Source organism: Bradyrhizobium algeriense (assembly GCF_036924595.1).
GTDB lineage: Bacteria > Pseudomonadota > Alphaproteobacteria > Rhizobiales > Xanthobacteraceae > Bradyrhizobium > Bradyrhizobium algeriense.
Genome location: NZ_JAZHRV010000001.1, coordinates 2,926,949 through 2,942,487, shown reverse-complemented (window position 1 = coordinate 2,942,487; position 15,539 = coordinate 2,926,949). Strand labels below are relative to the sequence as shown.

Here is a 15,539-nt window from a genome sequence, read left to right as displayed (position 1 = left end):
TACGAGTCCGCTTTCGGACCGCGTCAATTCCCCGCCACCGCCGTCTTCAGCGACCGGTACGCGCGGCGCAACCGGCACTCGATCTCGGACCAGTCCGGATCCGTCATCGCCTGCCCGCGCGCGTCGCGATAGGCCATCGCCCCGGCGCGGCCGATGCCTGATATCAGGAGCGACGGGCCATCCGCCGGCTTGCCGTAGGTGATCGCAGCGACGCGGGCGACCGTCACGCCGTATTGCCCTGGCCTTACGGCTTCGCGCCTCGCCTGCCACCAATCGAGCTCAAGCCGCGCCGCCTCCCCGGCATCGAAGCCGCCGGGCGTGGCGGATGCGAGCAGGCGGTAGTAGCTCACGAGCGCCGGCAGCGCGGCGTTGGCCGCCTCGCGGGAGCGCGTCGGCTGAAAGGCTTTCGCGGCCTGAGCAGCCGCCAGCGCGATCCGAAAACTATCCAGCGGCGAGAAGCCGAACTGCGTCCGCGACAGTTCGTAGAGATGGCCGAACAGCGCGACATAGCGCTTCTCGTAATAGTCGCGCCACATCGCCGCCTCCAGCCGTGCGATGTCAGCCGGCTCGAAGCGGCGCAAATCCGCATGCCGCGGCCACGCCGCGTAAGCGCCGATGGCGCCCAAGACAAAGGCTGGGACAAGCACGAGCGCGAGAATGAGCGTCCGGCGGCTCATGATGGCCCCTGGGAATCGCGGTGCAACGACTTCCGGCCTTGCGAAGCCGGCCGGCTTTGTATTCGATCGGAAGCTACGGCCGCCGCGGGCAACGGTTTCCTCGCAGCGACGCATAACAAAGCCGCGGCCGCGACCAGGTCCGAGACGGCAACAGGGAGAAATCCATGGCCAGATCGCTTTCGATCATCGGCTTTCTGGCGCTTGCGATCGGCCTGTTGTGGATCGGTCAAGGCACCGGCGTGATTCCTTGGCCGCCATCGAGCTTCATGATCAATCAACTGCAATGGGCCGGATATGGCGCCGTGCTCGCCGCCGTCGGCCTGATCCTGATCTGGCAAGGCAATCGCTAGCTGTCGCCGTCATGGCCGGGCTTGTCCCGGCCATGACGAAGAAAAGGACAACCACCATGAACACAAAACTATTCGATCTCTCAGGCAAGGTGGCCATCGTCACCGGCGGCAATGGCGGCATCGGGCTCGGCATGGCCCGGGGCCTTGCACAGGCCGGCGCGGCAATCGCGGTGGTGGGCCGCAACGAAGCCAAGTCGGCGGCTGCGGTCGCGGAGCTTGCGAAAGCCGGCGCCAAGGCGATTGCGGTCGCGGCCGACGTCACCGACAAGAAAGCGGTCGCCGCCATGGCCAACCGCGTCGCCGGCGAGCTCGGCCGAATCGATATCCTCGTCAACAATGCCGGCATCAATATCCGCAAGCCGCCGCATGCGCTCGATATCGCCGAGTGGAACAGCGTGATCCAGACCAACCTCACCAGCGCCTTCCTGTGCTCGCAGGCGGTCTATCCCGCCATGAAGGCGGCCGGCGGCGGCAAGATCATCAATATCGGCTCGATGATGTCGATCTTCGGCGCCAGTTTTACGCCGGCCTATGCCGCCAGCAAGGGCGGCATCGTGCAGTTCACCCGTTCCTGCGCCTGCGCATGGGCCGCCGACAACATCCAGGCCAACGCCGTGCTGCCGGGCTGGATCGATACCGACCTCACCAAGCGCGCCCGCCAGGAGATCGACGGCCTGCACGACCGGGTGCTGGCGCGCACGCCCGCCGCGCGCTGGGGCGGCATTGACGACTTTGCAGGTATCGCCGTGTTTCTCGCCTCGCCGGCGTCCGACTTCGTCACCGGCACCGCGATTCCCGTCGATGGCGGGTATTCCGTTATGGGATAGGCGATTCCTTCCTAGAGCTCCCTTCCGCTCCACGCAAATGCATCCCGCCGGAAGCCGGCTCCAAACGTCACCCCGAGCCCGCGAAATCCCGATGTTTTTGCCGCTTATGAGCCGAAAAGCGGCGGCGGACTGGCGGTGTCGTGGTGTGGAAGTGGCAAAGCTTTGCCACTGTGGCGTGCAGGTTACAGCTTTTCCGACAATTCCTGATTATCAACATAGCCAGAAGCAATTGCTCGCGTCACTTTTTAGTGGGGGAAAATCATGAAGAAGATCGTTCTGGCCGCTGCTGCCCTGACTATCGGCACCGTCAGCGCATCCGCTGCAGACTTGGCCGCCCGGCCTTACACCAAGGCTCCCGCGCCCGTTGCGGCCGTCTACAACTGGACCGGCTTTTATATCGGTGCGCATGCCGGCTGGGGCTGGAATGAAGGCGACACCTTCACCAATTTCCTTCCGTCACCGGCGGCTTTCGGCGCGGCGCCGTTCGGCGTAAGCCACCGCCAGGATGGCGGAATGGCCGGTGGGCAAATCGGCTTCAACTATCAGGTTAACAGCCTGGTGTGGGGCGTCGAGGCGGACATTTCGTGGGTCGACTGGGATCGCGCTTACCTCGTGGGGCCGCTTAACTTCTTCGCGGGCGGCGCCCCGATTCCGGGTTCGTTCCAGGCGGCTGCAACTGACATGAACTGGTTCGGCACCGTGCGCGGCCGGCTGGGCTTTGCCGTGAACAACTGGATGTTCTACGGAACCGGCGGTCTCGCTTATGCTGATGTCCGCCACTCGGTGACGACGTCATTCGCCGCGACCGGCGGTGGCGTGTTCACGGGCACCAGCGACGACACTCGCTTCGGCTGGACGGCCGGTGCTGGCTTCGAGTATGGCTTCGTGCCGAACTGGAGCTTCAAGGCCGAATACCTTTACTATGACCTCGGCGACACCACGGTGACCGGGCTTTCCGCGGCATTTCCGGCGTTCTCAACGTCGACGACGTTCGAGAATAAGGGCCATATTGCCCGTGTCGGCATCAACTATCGCTTCGGTGGCGCGGGCGCGGTCGTCGCGAAGTACTGATCTCAGCCAACCCTCACCAACTCAAAGCCCCGGCGTCGTCCGGGGCTTTTTGTTGCGCCCGACACACGGGTGTTCGTCCTGCGCCGCAAGCATCGCCTATTCGGAGTGGACAGGCGACTGCACATGCTCAGGCCGTACGCCAAGACCTACAAACCGCGCCGTGATGCCCTGCAGCCAGGGCACGGCGGTGACGAGCCGCATCACGAGCGGGACCTTCAGCGGCTGATTGCCGGGCTTGAGCGCAGCGTTGATGATATTGTTCTGCACCACGACCTGCATCCGCTGCGTCATCTTCACCGGGAATTCGCGGCGCCGGCGGACGGCGTCGAGCTCGTCCTCCGACGGACATCCATGCGCCAGCTTCGCTGCCAGCAGGTTCGCGGTCGCGACCGCATCCTGCACCGCGAGGTTGACGCCGACGCCGCCGATCGGCGACATCGCATGCGCGGCGTCGCCGATGCACAACAACCCCGGCCGCGTCCAGCGCCGCAGCCGGTTGACCGCAACCGTCAACAGCTTCACCTCATCCCAGCTCTTCACCTCTGATAGCCCCGATTTCAGGATCGGCGCCATCCGCGCGATGTCGTCGAGCAGCGCCGCCAGCCCCCTCGCCTTCACCGCGTCGTGCTGCCCCTTCGGAATCACGTACGCGCATTGCCAGTAATCGCCGCGATCGAAGGTCACCATCATCTTGCCAGGATCGACCCGCGCAAACAGGTTTTCGTTTTCGCCCTCCCGCCTGCCGGCGCGAAACCACAGCACATCCATCGGCGCGCCGATTTCCTCGACCTCGAGGCCCGCGCGTTCACGCACCAGCGAATGGCGGCCGTCGCAGGCAATGGTCAGGTCCGCCTCGATATCGACCACGCCCTCCGGCGTCTTGGCCCTCACGCCCGTGACGCGCTCGCCGTCACGAACGAGATCGACCGCCTCCGTCGACATCATCACTTTCAGCGAGGCAAACCGTTTGCCGCTCTCGCGCAGGAAATTGAGAAAGTCCCACTGCGGCATGAAGGCGATGAAGGGATATTTGACGTTGAGCCGGCCGAGATCGGCGATCCGCACCGTCTCGCCGCCGAACATCCCCTCCATCTTCTGCAGGCGCTGATGCGGCAGTTTCAGGAAGCCGTCGATCAGCCCGAGTTCGTCCATCACCTGCAGCGTGGAGGGGTGCACGGTGTCGCCACGAAAATCGCGGAAGAAATCCGCGTGCTTTTCCAGCACCACGACGTCGACACCGGCACGCCCGAGCAGGTAACCGAGCATCATGCCGGCTGGGCCGCCGCCGACGATGCAGCAACGTGTTTTCATCGCTCGCTCCCTCGCTTCGGTAGAGCCGAGCCTATGCTACCATCAAGCCTATTCAACCATATTGTGTTGCTGCCAGCGCAGCAGATGGGCCTGTAACCGCCAGATCACGGCCGAAAGCGCCACGCCCACCAGCATCAGCACGATCACCGCGACCATCATCCCCGAGGCTTCCGCCCGTGCCTCGGACTCGATGATCAGGCGGCCGATACCACGCTCTGCGCCGATGAATTCGCCGACGATGACGCCGATCAGCGCAAAGGAGATCGCCGGCGAGAGCGAGGCAAACACCCAGGCCATGGTCGAGGGGATCACGACGGTGCGGGTGATCTGCCATTCGCTCGCTCCCAGCAGCCGCGCGGCATTGATAAAGCCTTCGTCGATCGACCGGGCGCCCTCGAAGGTGTTGAAGAACACCAGGAACACCACCACGATCCACGAGGTCACGATTTTCGAGGTGTCGCCAATCCCGAATGCCAGCACGATGATCGGCGCCAGCGCGATCCGGGGTATGGAATTCACCGCCGTAATGAAAGGCTGAAAGATCGCGCTGAGCCGGTCCGAACGTCCCAGAATAAGCCCCGCGACAAAGCCGCTCGACACGCCCGTGACGAAACCGAAGAAGGTGTTCTTCAGCGTGATCGCGGTCGCGATCCAGAGGTTGTTCTCGTTGCGCACCATGCACTTGGCAAAGTCGCCATTGAACCAGCCGTTGAAGGCGCCGAGCTTGGATTTGAGGCAGCTCAGGATCAGGAAGTGCTCGAAGATCTGCGAGGGCTTTGACACGAAATAGGGATCGAGCAGATCGGGGACCAGCCAAGGGACTTTGGCATGGAAGTCATATCCCCATTGCCAGATCGACAGCACGGCGACGCAGATAAAGATCTGCCAGGCCAGCGTATTGCCGATGCGACGATTCCTCATGGGTGACGTGTCCTCATGGCTTGCGTCCCTTGACGAACTCCTCGCCGAGCGAGTGCCAGATGTGCTGGAACAGCTCGGCATAGCGCGGCGTCTCGCGCACCTTGACCGCATCGCGCGGCCGCGCAAAGTCGACCTCGAACATATCCTTGATCCGCCCGGGGCGCGCCGAGAACAGGATGATGCGGTCGGCCAACGTCAGGGCTTCGCCGAGGTCATGGGTCACGAACAGAACGGTTTGCTGCTCGCGCTCCCAGATCCTGAGCAGCACGTCATGCATGTCGATTTTGGTGTGGGTATCGAGCGCGCCGAACGGCTCGTCCATCAGCAGGATCTGCGGCTCCACCACCAGCGTTCGCATCAGCGCCGCGCGCTGACGCATGCCGCCCGACAGCGCCGAGGGATAAGCGTGTTCAAAACCCTGGAGGCCTGCCTGCGCCACGCAGGCCGCGATGCGTTCCTTGCGCGCCGCTTCCGCAACGCCCGCCAGCTCCAGGCCGTAACCGATATTGTCGGCGACGGTCCGCCAGGGAAACAGCGTGTCGCGCTGAAAGATGTAACCGACATTGGGCGTCGCCTTGCCCGCAATGACCGGCACGCCGTCAATCAGGATTTGACCACTGGTCGGCTTTATCAAGGTCGCGATCATGTTGAGAACGGTGCTCTTGCCGGAGCCGGACGGCCCCAGAAGTGCTACGAACTCGCCGCGGCGGACACCGAAGGAAACATCCCGCACCGCCTCGATCGCGGTGCCGGCGAGCTGAAACGATTTGCTCAATCCCCTGACGTCAATGCGCTGGAGATTTGATTGTCCATCCGGCAGCGGCGTGGAAAGGTTCTGGACGTTCAAGCCGGATACGCCTTTCGGGCTGCCTCGATGAAGGTCGGGCTGACCAGATCGGCCGGCGTCAGCGGCTTGATGCCGGTCATTTCCCGGAACCAGACCTTCTCGCCGCGGGCGAAAGCCGCAGCATCGATCGACGCATCGTAGTCGACCACCTTTTGCAATGCCGTGATCTCGAGAATGTTGGCGGCGCGCGAGGTGCTGCCGACATATTGCTCGATCGTGTCGTGAATTTCGTCGGGCGAATGTTTCCTGATCCATTGCGTCGCCCGCCAGATCGCGGTGACGAAGGCCTGCATCTTGGGCGGGTCCTTGTCGATGGTCGCCTGCAGCGTGAAATGCGCCGTCACCGGGACCTTGCCGCCGATATACTTGTTCCAAATCGTCTCATCGGTGCCGTCGAACAGCAGCGTGCCCCAGCCTTGCTCCTTCGAATCGTTGAGCAGCGACAGCGAACTGACGAGGACATCGACCTGCCTGGTCTTCAGGGAACCCATCATGGTGTCGACATTGCCGGTGCCGATCCAGGTCACCTTCTGGTCGAGCCCCATCGTCTCCATGTACTAGGACGACCAGACGTGGTTGGTGCCGCCCAGCGACGACACCGAGACGATCGGCTTGCGCCCGTCGGGCCGTTTCCATTCCGTCAACCTCTCGAGCGAGGTGATGCCCTGGTCCCAGAGATCCTTGCGGATGATGAACATCACCGAAGAGGAACGGGTATCGACCGGCATCAGCACGCGTCCATGGCGGCCGCGATTAGAGAGCTGCATCGGATGCGTGATGTCGCCGATGCCGATGTCGCCCTGCGCGGAGGCAATGATTTCGCGCGTCTTGACGCCGCTGCCACCCTGGATCAGCTTGCAGTCGAGGCCGGCCTCCTTGAAGTATCCCAATCTGTCGGCGACGAATTGCGTCTGATAGACCGGCACCGCGACCGGATAGATCACGCGGCCGGGCTTGTCCTCGGCGCACACTTTGCCTGAAGCGATCGAGGCGCCGCCGGCCGCGATGACCGTCAGCGCCGAACGTCTGGTGAAATGTGCCATCACGCGCGCTCCCTTTCCCTGTCTTTTTCTTTGCCAGCGACCTTCTCCAGCGCGTTCAGCACCGCGTCGCCCATTTCCTGCGTTGAAAGTCGCTTTGCTCCCGCCTCGGCAATGTCGGCGGTTCGCGCGCCGCCCGACAAGGCACCCGCCACGGCCTTTTCCAGCAGGTCCGCGTCCTCGGGCCGGTTCATCGTCATACGCAGCATCATCGCGACGCTGAGGATGGAGCCAAGCGGGTTGGCAATGCCCCTGCCCGCGATGTCGGGTGCGCTGCCATGCACCGGCTCGTAAAGCGCCTTGCGTCTGCCGAACTTGTCGACCGGGCCCAGTGAGGCCGACGGCAGCATGCCGAGCGAGCCGGACGCCATCGCCGCGCAATCGGACAGGATGTCGCCGAAGATATTGCCGGTGACCATCACATCGAATTGCGCCGGCTCCCGCACGATCTGCATCGCGGCGTTATCGACATACATATGCGTGAGCTCGACATCGGAAAATTCCGCGGCGTGCAAGGCAATGACTTCCTCGCGCCACACCACGCTGGTCTCTAACACGTTGGCCTTGTCGACCGAACAAACCTTGTTCCTTCGCGTCCGCGCCAGCTCAAAGGCGGAACGCGCGACGCGGCGAACTTGATCGGTGGTGTATTGCTCGGTGTTGAAGCCACGGCGTTGCCCGTCGGCGAGCGTCTCGATGCCGCGCGGCTCGCCGAAATAAATGCCGCTGGTCAGTTCGCGGATGATGACGAAGTCGACGTCCCTCAGCACGCTGGCCTTGAGCGGCGTCGAGTCCGCCAGCGCCGGATGGGCGACGATCGGCCTGAGATTGGCGTAAAGATCGTATTTGCTGCGCAGGCCCAGCAGGCTCCCCGCCTTGCGCGCCGCCGCGGGAACTTCCTTCGTCTCCGGGCCGCCGGTCGCACCCCACAGGATCGCGTCGGCCTCCTCCATCGCCTCGACGGTGTCAGGCGGCATCACCTTGCCGGTCGCAAGATAAGGAATGATGCCGTATTGCGCTTCGCGCAAGGCCATGGGAACGCCGCGTTTTGCGGCAAACCAGTTGAGCACGCGCTGCGACTGCGCGGTCACTTCGGGGCCGATGCCCTCGCCGCCGACCACGGCGACCTTGATCATATTGGACCGATCATTCATGCCGCATTCCCTGACGTTTTCCCTGCGAAGTGGATCCAGGGCCGCTCCGCCCGGTCGGCCGCCTGAAAGGCACGGATTTCGTCATCGCGCTGCAATGTCAGCGCAACTTCATCGAGACCTTCCAAAAGCCCGGCGCGCCGGCGCGGGTCGATCGCAAAATCGTGTCGCTGTCCCGAAGGCGAGGTGATCGTCTGCTGCTGCAGGTCGATGCTGATGCGCCCCGCTCCTTGCGTTTGCTGCACCTCCGCAGCAAGGCCATCGGCGATCGCCTTGTCGACGACAACAGGCAGGATGCCGTTTTGGAAGCAATTGGCAAAGAAGATGTCGCCAAAGCTTGAGCCGATGACGGCGCGGATGCCCATTTCCTGCAGCGACCAGACCGCGCCTTCACGCGAGGACCCGCAGCCGAAATTCGGACCGGTAATGAGAATTTCCGCCTGCCGGTAAGGCTCACGGTTCAGGATGAATTCGGGGTTTTCCGAACCGTCGGGCAGATAGCGAAGTGCGCCGAAAGCCCATTTGCCGAGCGTTCCGTGAACGGAGTTTCCGACCAGCCGCTCGATGCGGATGATGACGTCGGTATCGATGTTGCCGCGCATGATGGGAGCGGCAATCGCCGTCAGGGTGGTGAACGGTTTCGGCATGTCAGCGCCCCATCGTTCGCACGTCGGCAATGGCGCCGGCGATGGCGGCTGCGGCCGCACTGGCCGGGCTGGCCAGATGGGTACGCGCCCGCGGGCCCTGGCGGCCGACGAAATTGCGGTTGGAGGTCGAGACCGAGCGCTGACCGGGAGCGACGGTTTCACCGTTGGCGGCAAGACACATGGAACATCCCGGCTCGCGCCATTCAAACCCGGCATCGGTAAAGACCTTGTCCAGTCCTTCGGCGACCGCATCGCGCTTGACGGTCTCCGAACCCGGCACGACCCAGGCACGGACGCCCGACGCAACCTTGCGGCCGCGCGCGATCTCGGCGGCGGCCCGCAAGTCGCTCAGTCGGCTGTTGGTGCACGACCCGATGAAGACCCAATCGACCGGTGTGCCGGCGATCGGTGCGCCGGCTACCAGACCCATATAGTCAAGCGCCGTTTCGATCGCTTGGCGGCGCGCGGGATCTGCGACCTCGCCGGGATCAGGCACGCGGCCATCGACGCCGATGACGTGCTCCGGACTGATGCCCCAGGTCACCTGCGGAATGATCTTCTCGACATCGATGACGACTTCGCGGTCGAACACCGCATCGGGATCGCTGGGCAGTCTTCGCCACGCCGCAACCGCCTGCTCCCACATCTCCCCCTGCGGCGCATAGGTACGCCCGCGCAGATATTCGAAAGTCTTCTCGTCCGGCGCGATCAGGCCCATTTTGGCGCCGAGTTCAATCGACAGATTGCAGATGGTGAGCCGGCCCTCGACCGGCAGATCGCGAATGGCGCTGCCGGCATACTCGACCGCGTAGCCGGTGCCGGCCGCAGCGCCGATATGGCCGATCAGTGCGAGGATGAGATCCTTGGCCGTGACACCGGCCAGCAGCCGGCCTTCGAACCGCACGCGCATGGTTTTCGGCCGCCGCTGAATCAGCGCTTGCGTCGCGAGCACATGGGTCAACTCGCTGGAGCCAATGCCGAACGCCAGCGCGCCCAGCCCGCCATGGGTGCAGGTATGGCTGTCGCCGCAGACGATCAGGCAGCCCGGAAGGCTGAGGCCAAGCTCGGGCCCAATCACGTGGACGATGCCCTGCCCGGGCTCATCGACATCGAACATCCGGATGCCGGTCGCCGACGTCTCGGTTCGCAGGCCCGCCAGAAGCTCCTGTCCGACCTTGCTGGTGCCGGCCCGTCCGCGCGCCGTCGAAATCGCATGATCCGGCGTTGCGAACGTCAGTTCCGGACTGTGCACCGGCAGGTTGCGATTCCTGAGATCGAGCAGGCCACGCGAGCCGCCCAGATCGTGCAGCAGATGACGGTCGACGTGAAGCAGATCAGTGTCGTCGCTGACGCGAGCGATGACGTGCTGGTCCCATATCTTGGCCAGCAAGGTTCGGCCGGGGGTTTGCACTGCCGTATCCTCCCGTTTTTCTTGTTCTATGGCAGGTTGATGCACCGCCACCGGCCGTTTTTGCGCGGCCTGCTACTCAGGTCTCCGCCCGAACTCGCTTCCGATGATCAAAACATATTGGAGCGCTTGGGCCAATGTCTGATTTGGTGGGCCAGCTCCCACACTGGCGCGGGACGCCGCCAGATCGAAGCGGCGCGGCCAAATCCATCCCGCCCGCGGAAATACGGTACCGGTCGGGAGTTCGCCACATCACGAGGCTGGCTGGAATTGCACGAGAGCGGCACGTTCGTGAAGCTCACGCAAACCGGCGCGGACCTGTTCGCCTGATGCTGTACGAGTTCCAGAATTAACCTGCGCGACGAACATCAAGCTTAACATGCGAGTTTCGTTGCGGCCGATCTAAACAAGTCTAGCGTGGCTGCAGTCGCGCAGATTGGCCAGTCCCCACGTTTAGCCTGCGTACTGCGCGATCAGGGGCCGCCTCGTGCCCTAGAGGCGGCCCCGCCCCCAATACAAAGGCCACGCGGCCGTTACATCGCGTGGCCTGATGCCGGGACTGTCCCGCTCCTCGCAAGATTCCGTCGCCGCTAAGACGATCGCGAACCAGTCAACACGTTCCCCGTAACCAAAGAAGCCCGCCAGGTTGAGTTGGCGGGCTTCCTACGCGGTTACTAAATCCCGCGGGGCCTTGGGGGCGATCCGCGATTGCCACGACGATACAGGGCTGCGGCTTACAAAATGCCTAATGGCGAGCGGCGCGCTCTACACAAGAGCCTGAGTAAGGCTTGGTCCCTAAGGCCGGAGACGCCCTCTTCAATGAACCTTTAAGAGCTTTCGGCGACCTACTCACTGCTTGGGTCTGCTGAGGAAGCTTTTGGCGATGGTTCGGAAATCCTGGTCATTCAAGGACGATCGTCGCTTGCTGGAATTAGCCAAATCTAAAAAGACGCATGAGCAGATAGCAAAGGCGATGGATCGATCACCGGAACGGATACGGAAACGGGCCATGCGACTCGGCGTCTCGATCAAATCGCAAGCTGCCAGCAGGTGACGCGGATCGCCTGATGTCTGACCTTCAAGCGAGATAGAAGCTTGCCCGCATGCCGCTTGTCGCGTGCCTCACCGCCAGAGCCGGCATCCCAGCGGCTCGCGCCAGACTCGTGCTTCCCGACACGAACGTTATCTTTACTTGCCTCAACGACGCGGCAATTGTTGAGTTCCGCTCACCTCCAGCTACCATACTCACATGATCCTGACCCTGATATTGCTGGCAGCTATCGGTGTCATTGTGCTGGCAGAACGCAGCGCCGAGCACCTGCCATTCGCAATCTCGATGCTCTTCCTTAGCGCGGCCGTAATCTCATTCATCGTTGGCGACTTCGACAGAGCGATACTGCTGGCCAGTGTGCTGGCCGCAGCAATCACCGCCGCATCGACCATCAAACATAATTACAGCGCGCTTAAGCTGATTGTAACCGACTTGCCACTGATGTTTGCAGGCACAGTTCCCTTTTTCGCATCGCAGTACCCGCGCGCCGTATTGGCCGTTCTGACTGGAACTGCCGCACTCGTCCTGGCTGTAATCGCTACTCTGATCTACGGAACCGGGCCATCAATTCCCCTGGATGTCAGAGTTTCTTTATTCAGCGTTGCGCTTGTTTGCGTTGTAACGGCCTTCAGGATGAGCGGCGGCGGCATTTCCTTCCAGCGGATCATGGCCCAGCGTCGGTGCTTTTACTCGACCTTCATGGCTTCGCTCATCGATCCACATTCCTGGCGGCAAGTCGGCGGATTGGCTCTGAGCGATATTGCAAATGACCCGTTGCCGCTAATGGCGGCCGTACCAGCGCGCACCACCGAATACCCCGACATTATCGTCATCCAGCATGAATCAATTTTCGATCCTCGCATTTTTGGACTTCCGATTGAGCCGACTGTCGAAGCGTTTCTGTCCCCAACGAATGGCCTCCATGGAATCCTTAACGTCGACATTTTCGGCGGAGGTTCGTGGCAATCCGAATTTAGTTTGTTGACCGGTCTTTCAAGTGCAAGCTTCGGTTCAAATGCCTATTACCTTTTCAAGCAGGGCGCGGGCCGATTTCACAACAGTCTTCCCCATGCGTTGGCTGCGCTTGGGTACAGGACCATGCTCGCGTCGAGCTGTCGTCGCAGCTTTCTCAGCTACGATGAATTTTATCGTTCGATTGGCATTGGCGAACGCATCTTTACGGACGATTTCCCTCCACCGTTCGACATCAGCCAGTTCGAGACGACAAATTCCGATGCAATTTTCCTGGAAGCGGCGTTCGCGGCCCATAGGAAGGGTATTGCTGACGACCCAGCGCCCCGCTTTCTATATGCACTGACTAACTTCAATCACGGCCCCCACAACCGAAGGCTGGCAGCACCCGGACAGTTTGAGAGGGAACGTGCCTTTGCCGCATCAAGCCTTCCCGATGCTCAATATGCCGAATACTACGCAAGGCTCGCGGAAACAGCCTCAACCTGGAACAGGCTCAAGTTTGAGCTGACAACGAATTTTCCAAAACGTCCTGTTCTCATTGTGCACTACGGGGATCATCAGCCCGTCGTGGCGAAGCGGATCGATCGGCAACTCAAACTCCCCAACGATGCGCGGCGCGCGTTCCGCACATTTTATGCAATGGAGGCGCTAAACATCGTACCTGATCGCCTTGCTTCCGGACCGGGTGCGGACCTCGATATTGCTTTTCTTGGGACCGTCGCCCTGCAGCAAGCAGGTCTGCCGCTTGATCCGATATTTGCCACCCGCGCCAGCTTGCTCGACCATTGCCGGGAAACCTACTTTGCGTCACCTTCCGAACAGAAGCGCCGATTCCATCGCACGCTGGTGGATCTGGGCATGATAGACACGGGGCCGAGCGTTCCAAACGGTCGCTACTCGCCCACGCCGACGAAGTGATCGAATGGGCCCGCTATGTCCGCCGTAGGCGACCATAAGCGGACACCGTAACAGCCAAAGCTGATGTCCGTTCTTGTGGGGGTAAAGCAGACCAAGTCCCCTTTCGATCGGATGTCGCTTTTGACCATCTCGGAAGTCGACGTTGCCGCTAGGCGGCCGAATTTTGCGTCGCAAAATGCTCAACGTCGCGAAAGATATATTGCACTAAATCGCTGCGCGGTAATGAGCGCGTGCATGGTGTCAGAGACCTTGGTTATCAACCGTCGATCAATCTCGGCGTCGTTCTTGTCTCTCATTTGCCGATATGCCGGCTCCGGCTCGCCCCTTCCGAGAATGCCTAGATTTGCCGCTGCCGGCGGACATCGACCCCTGCCGAAGCAGGGCGGGGTCGGCACCAGTAACTGTGACTGGTATCGTCGCGTGCGCCATGTTAGCGGGCCGCAGAAGGCCGCCCATGCGCGCGGCGAGCGCTGGGGTAGGAGTGGCTGCCCGGCCCGGGTATCCTGCTAACGCAGCAAGGGCGCGGCGTGGGTCGTGCCGGCTGCCGCAGCCCATTTTCGCGTCACATTAGGAGCACGCCGATGACCCCGCTCGATGTATTCGGAGGCGTCATGTACCTCCTCTTCTTCGCACCGTTCCTCTTTCCGCTGGCGCCGTGGTTCGCCAAAAGGCCGCGCGGAGCCTGGCTAGTCTGTTGCGCGGCCGTTTCCGTACTTGTCCTCCTTTTCCCGGCCATGTTTTGGTGGGGGTGTGACTGGTCAAACTGCGGCCAAGGAGCCGTTGCAATTTTCATCGTCGCTCCAGTTTGGCTGCTCTTTGCCGTGATCACACCGCTTTCCGCCTGCGCGGCGGCGCGCAAACTTGCCCGCACGCCGACATCCGACCCGCCCCGGTCCGTTCCCTGACAGGCGGAGGATACTGGCCGATCCTCAGTAGCCCTGCTTGAAAGTTGCAAGGCCAGCTTTGCTCTACGCAGGCTATTCCCTCATTAAGTCCGACAAACCAACCGGCATTGAAGCGCGGACGTTGTCGTGATTAGCTACTGTCTTTGTTTAAGGAGGCGAAAATGAGAGCGGTCGCTATTGTGCTTTCGCTGTCGATTTGCGCCATGGACTTTTTGACAGCCCCAGCTATTGCCTCAGTAATGGACGGAAAGGGGTCTCCAGGCTCCTTTCGCGGGGAGCGTGCGAGAGACAAAGCATTCGGAAAATTAAAAAAGAACGCAGCCGGGGAAAGGACATGTAGTTCTTATGCAAAGATATGCCGGAGGAACAATGCCAACTCGCCCGCTTGCCAAACGTCTTATTCAAACTGTATGGCGACAGGCGTTTTTGTCGGCCCCAAAGGCGCGACTTTTTCTGGCATGACGAGGCAGTAAAATCGGGAAATGATCTTTCCAAAGAGGCCGCCTTAGTTGGCCTCTTTCATTTGTCGATGTCATCGGTGTCGCCTGTTGACGCATCACGGAAGTCGGCCCTAGTCCAGCAACGGCCCGATATGGTTTGATGCCGTGGGGCGGGAACTGAGACGCATGGGTGGCCTCATGTACATGTTCATTCGAAAGTACACCAAGGTTCATTCGGTTGCGGATGCTGCCCGCCGCGCCAAAAGCGGCGTTGGTCAGATCCTAAGGGAATCGCACGGATTCAGATCGTATTATGTAATGGATGGGGGCGCGGGCGTCGGTGTCGCTGTGATGATATTCGAGGACCGCGAAAGCGCCAATGCGGCGAACGATAAAGTCCGGGAGTTTGTTCAAGCAAGCCTGCATGACCTTGATCTTGGAGACCCGGAAATCATCGCCGGGGAAGTCTTGGTGAATATGGAATCTGATGCGTAATGTCGGCCGACGGTCAAAATGGCGCGATTGACCCACAATGGACATCAGGCTTTGCGACAAGCAACTCGAAGCCAGCCCCTATCAATGCACTCAGTTGACCTGATACATTGGCCCGCTGAGGGTTGACAGGTAACGGCCGGAATTTCTTAGCTTCTTTGGTGGTGCGGCTGTCGCGTGGCCGCATGCTATGCACGCACAAGAGGGCCTAGAATGAAGAAGACATTTGCTGCCTTTGTCGCGGTCGCAACAATTGCCGGTTCGCTCGTCGCGACGCCCGCAAGCGCACAGCGGGGCGTCTCCGCTCCGGGCCGCTATTATGAGCCCGCCCCTTACGGAGCAGGTCGCGGGCCATACGACGATTTTGGCAGTTGCGAATGGGTGACACAGCGTTTCTGGGACGGCCGTGGCTGGCGGGTCCGCCGGGTGCGCGTCTGCGGCTGATCTGCGATTGCGGCGAGATTGAACGGCTCATAGCAACATCGACGTCGAGCGGAGGCCGTCGAGA

General features: G+C 61.6%; 16 protein-coding genes. 7 read left to right on the top strand and 9 right to left on the bottom strand.

Going from position 1 to position 15,539, the window contains the following annotated elements:
• Positions 1-23: 23 nt before the first annotated feature.
• Positions 24-677 carry a hypothetical protein gene (locus tag V1286_RS14495; RefSeq protein ID WP_334480497.1) on the bottom strand — a complete coding sequence of 218 codons (654 nt, stop codon included), beginning with the start codon at positions 675-677 and terminating at the stop codon, positions 24-26.
• A 164-nt stretch (positions 678-841) separates the two neighbouring features.
• Between V1286_RS14495 and V1286_RS14490 the strand changes: the two genes are divergently transcribed.
• The 3 genes from V1286_RS14490 (at position 842) to V1286_RS14480 (ending at position 2,925) form a co-directional block, all read left to right on the top strand.
• Positions 842-1,027, top strand: a complete 186-nt coding sequence (locus V1286_RS14490; RefSeq protein ID WP_108522470.1) for a hypothetical protein — start codon at positions 842-844, stop codon at positions 1,025-1,027.
• A gap of 56 nt (positions 1,028-1,083) precedes the next feature.
• A complete protein-coding gene (locus V1286_RS14485; RefSeq protein WP_334480496.1) occupies positions 1,084-1,854 on the top strand; it encodes an SDR family NAD(P)-dependent oxidoreductase in 771 nt (256 codons plus the stop codon).
• A gap of 261 nt (positions 1,855-2,115) precedes the next feature.
• Positions 2,116-2,925: an outer membrane protein gene (locus V1286_RS14480; protein ID WP_334480494.1), complete on the top strand. Its 810-nt coding sequence runs from the start codon at positions 2,116-2,118 to the stop codon at positions 2,923-2,925.
• Between the two features lie 96 nt (positions 2,926-3,021).
• Here the strand turns inward: V1286_RS14480 and V1286_RS14475 are convergent, their stop codons facing one another.
• Genes V1286_RS14475 through leuC form a run of 8 tightly spaced genes read right to left on the bottom strand, consistent with a single transcriptional unit; the run spans position 3,022 to position 10,253 of the window.
• Entirely contained in the window at positions 3,022-4,236 is a 1,215-nt protein-coding gene (locus V1286_RS14475; protein WP_334480492.1) for an FAD-dependent oxidoreductase, read from the bottom strand.
• A gap of 48 nt (positions 4,237-4,284) precedes the next feature.
• Positions 4,285-5,157, bottom strand: a complete 873-nt coding sequence (locus V1286_RS14470; RefSeq protein WP_108522465.1) for an ABC transporter permease — start codon at positions 5,155-5,157, stop codon at positions 4,285-4,287.
• A gap of 13 nt (positions 5,158-5,170) precedes the next feature.
• Positions 5,171-6,004: an ABC transporter ATP-binding protein gene (locus V1286_RS14465; RefSeq protein WP_334480490.1), complete on the bottom strand. Its 834-nt coding sequence runs from the start codon at positions 6,002-6,004 to the stop codon at positions 5,171-5,173.
• Positions 6,001-6,549, bottom strand: coding sequence for a substrate-binding domain-containing protein (locus V1286_RS14460; protein WP_334480488.1), 549 nt, complete (start codon positions 6,547-6,549; stop codon positions 6,001-6,003). The genes V1286_RS14465 and V1286_RS14460 overlap by 4 nt, the downstream gene beginning before the upstream one ends.
• A gap of 12 nt (positions 6,550-6,561) precedes the next feature.
• Entirely contained in the window at positions 6,562-7,047 is a 486-nt protein-coding gene (locus V1286_RS14455) for an ABC transporter substrate-binding protein (RefSeq protein ID WP_334480486.1), read from the bottom strand.
• Positions 7,047-8,198 carry a 3-isopropylmalate dehydrogenase gene (gene leuB, locus V1286_RS14450; RefSeq protein ID WP_334480485.1) on the bottom strand — a complete coding sequence of 384 codons (1,152 nt, stop codon included), beginning with the start codon at positions 8,196-8,198 and terminating at the stop codon, positions 7,047-7,049. Before leuB ends, V1286_RS14455 begins: the two co-directional genes overlap by 1 nt.
• Positions 8,195-8,842, bottom strand: a complete 648-nt coding sequence (gene leuD / locus V1286_RS14445; protein ID WP_334480483.1) for a 3-isopropylmalate dehydratase small subunit — start codon at positions 8,840-8,842, stop codon at positions 8,195-8,197. The genes leuB and leuD overlap by 4 nt, the downstream gene beginning before the upstream one ends.
• A gap of 1 nt (position 8,843) precedes the next feature.
• Positions 8,844-10,253, bottom strand: coding sequence for a 3-isopropylmalate dehydratase large subunit (gene leuC, locus V1286_RS14440; RefSeq protein WP_334480482.1), 1,410 nt, complete (start codon positions 10,251-10,253; stop codon positions 8,844-8,846).
• A 1,246-nt stretch (positions 10,254-11,499) separates the two neighbouring features.
• On the opposite strand from leuC, the gene V1286_RS14435 reads away from it, so the two are divergent.
• The 4 genes from V1286_RS14435 (at position 11,500) to V1286_RS14420 (ending at position 15,475) form a co-directional block, all read left to right on the top strand.
• Positions 11,500-13,194 carry a sulfatase-like hydrolase/transferase gene (locus V1286_RS14435; protein WP_334480479.1) on the top strand — a complete coding sequence of 565 codons (1,695 nt, stop codon included), beginning with the start codon at positions 11,500-11,502 and terminating at the stop codon, positions 13,192-13,194.
• A gap of 581 nt (positions 13,195-13,775) precedes the next feature.
• Positions 13,776-14,099, top strand: a complete 324-nt coding sequence (locus V1286_RS14430; protein ID WP_334480478.1) for a hypothetical protein — start codon at positions 13,776-13,778, stop codon at positions 14,097-14,099.
• A gap of 638 nt (positions 14,100-14,737) precedes the next feature.
• Positions 14,738-15,034, top strand: a complete 297-nt coding sequence (locus V1286_RS14425; RefSeq protein ID WP_334480476.1) for a hypothetical protein — start codon at positions 14,738-14,740, stop codon at positions 15,032-15,034.
• 210 nt (positions 15,035-15,244) lie between these two features.
• Positions 15,245-15,475 carry a hypothetical protein gene (locus V1286_RS14420; RefSeq protein WP_334480475.1) on the top strand — a complete coding sequence of 77 codons (231 nt, stop codon included), beginning with the start codon at positions 15,245-15,247 and terminating at the stop codon, positions 15,473-15,475.
• Positions 15,476-15,539 lie beyond the last annotated feature (64 nt).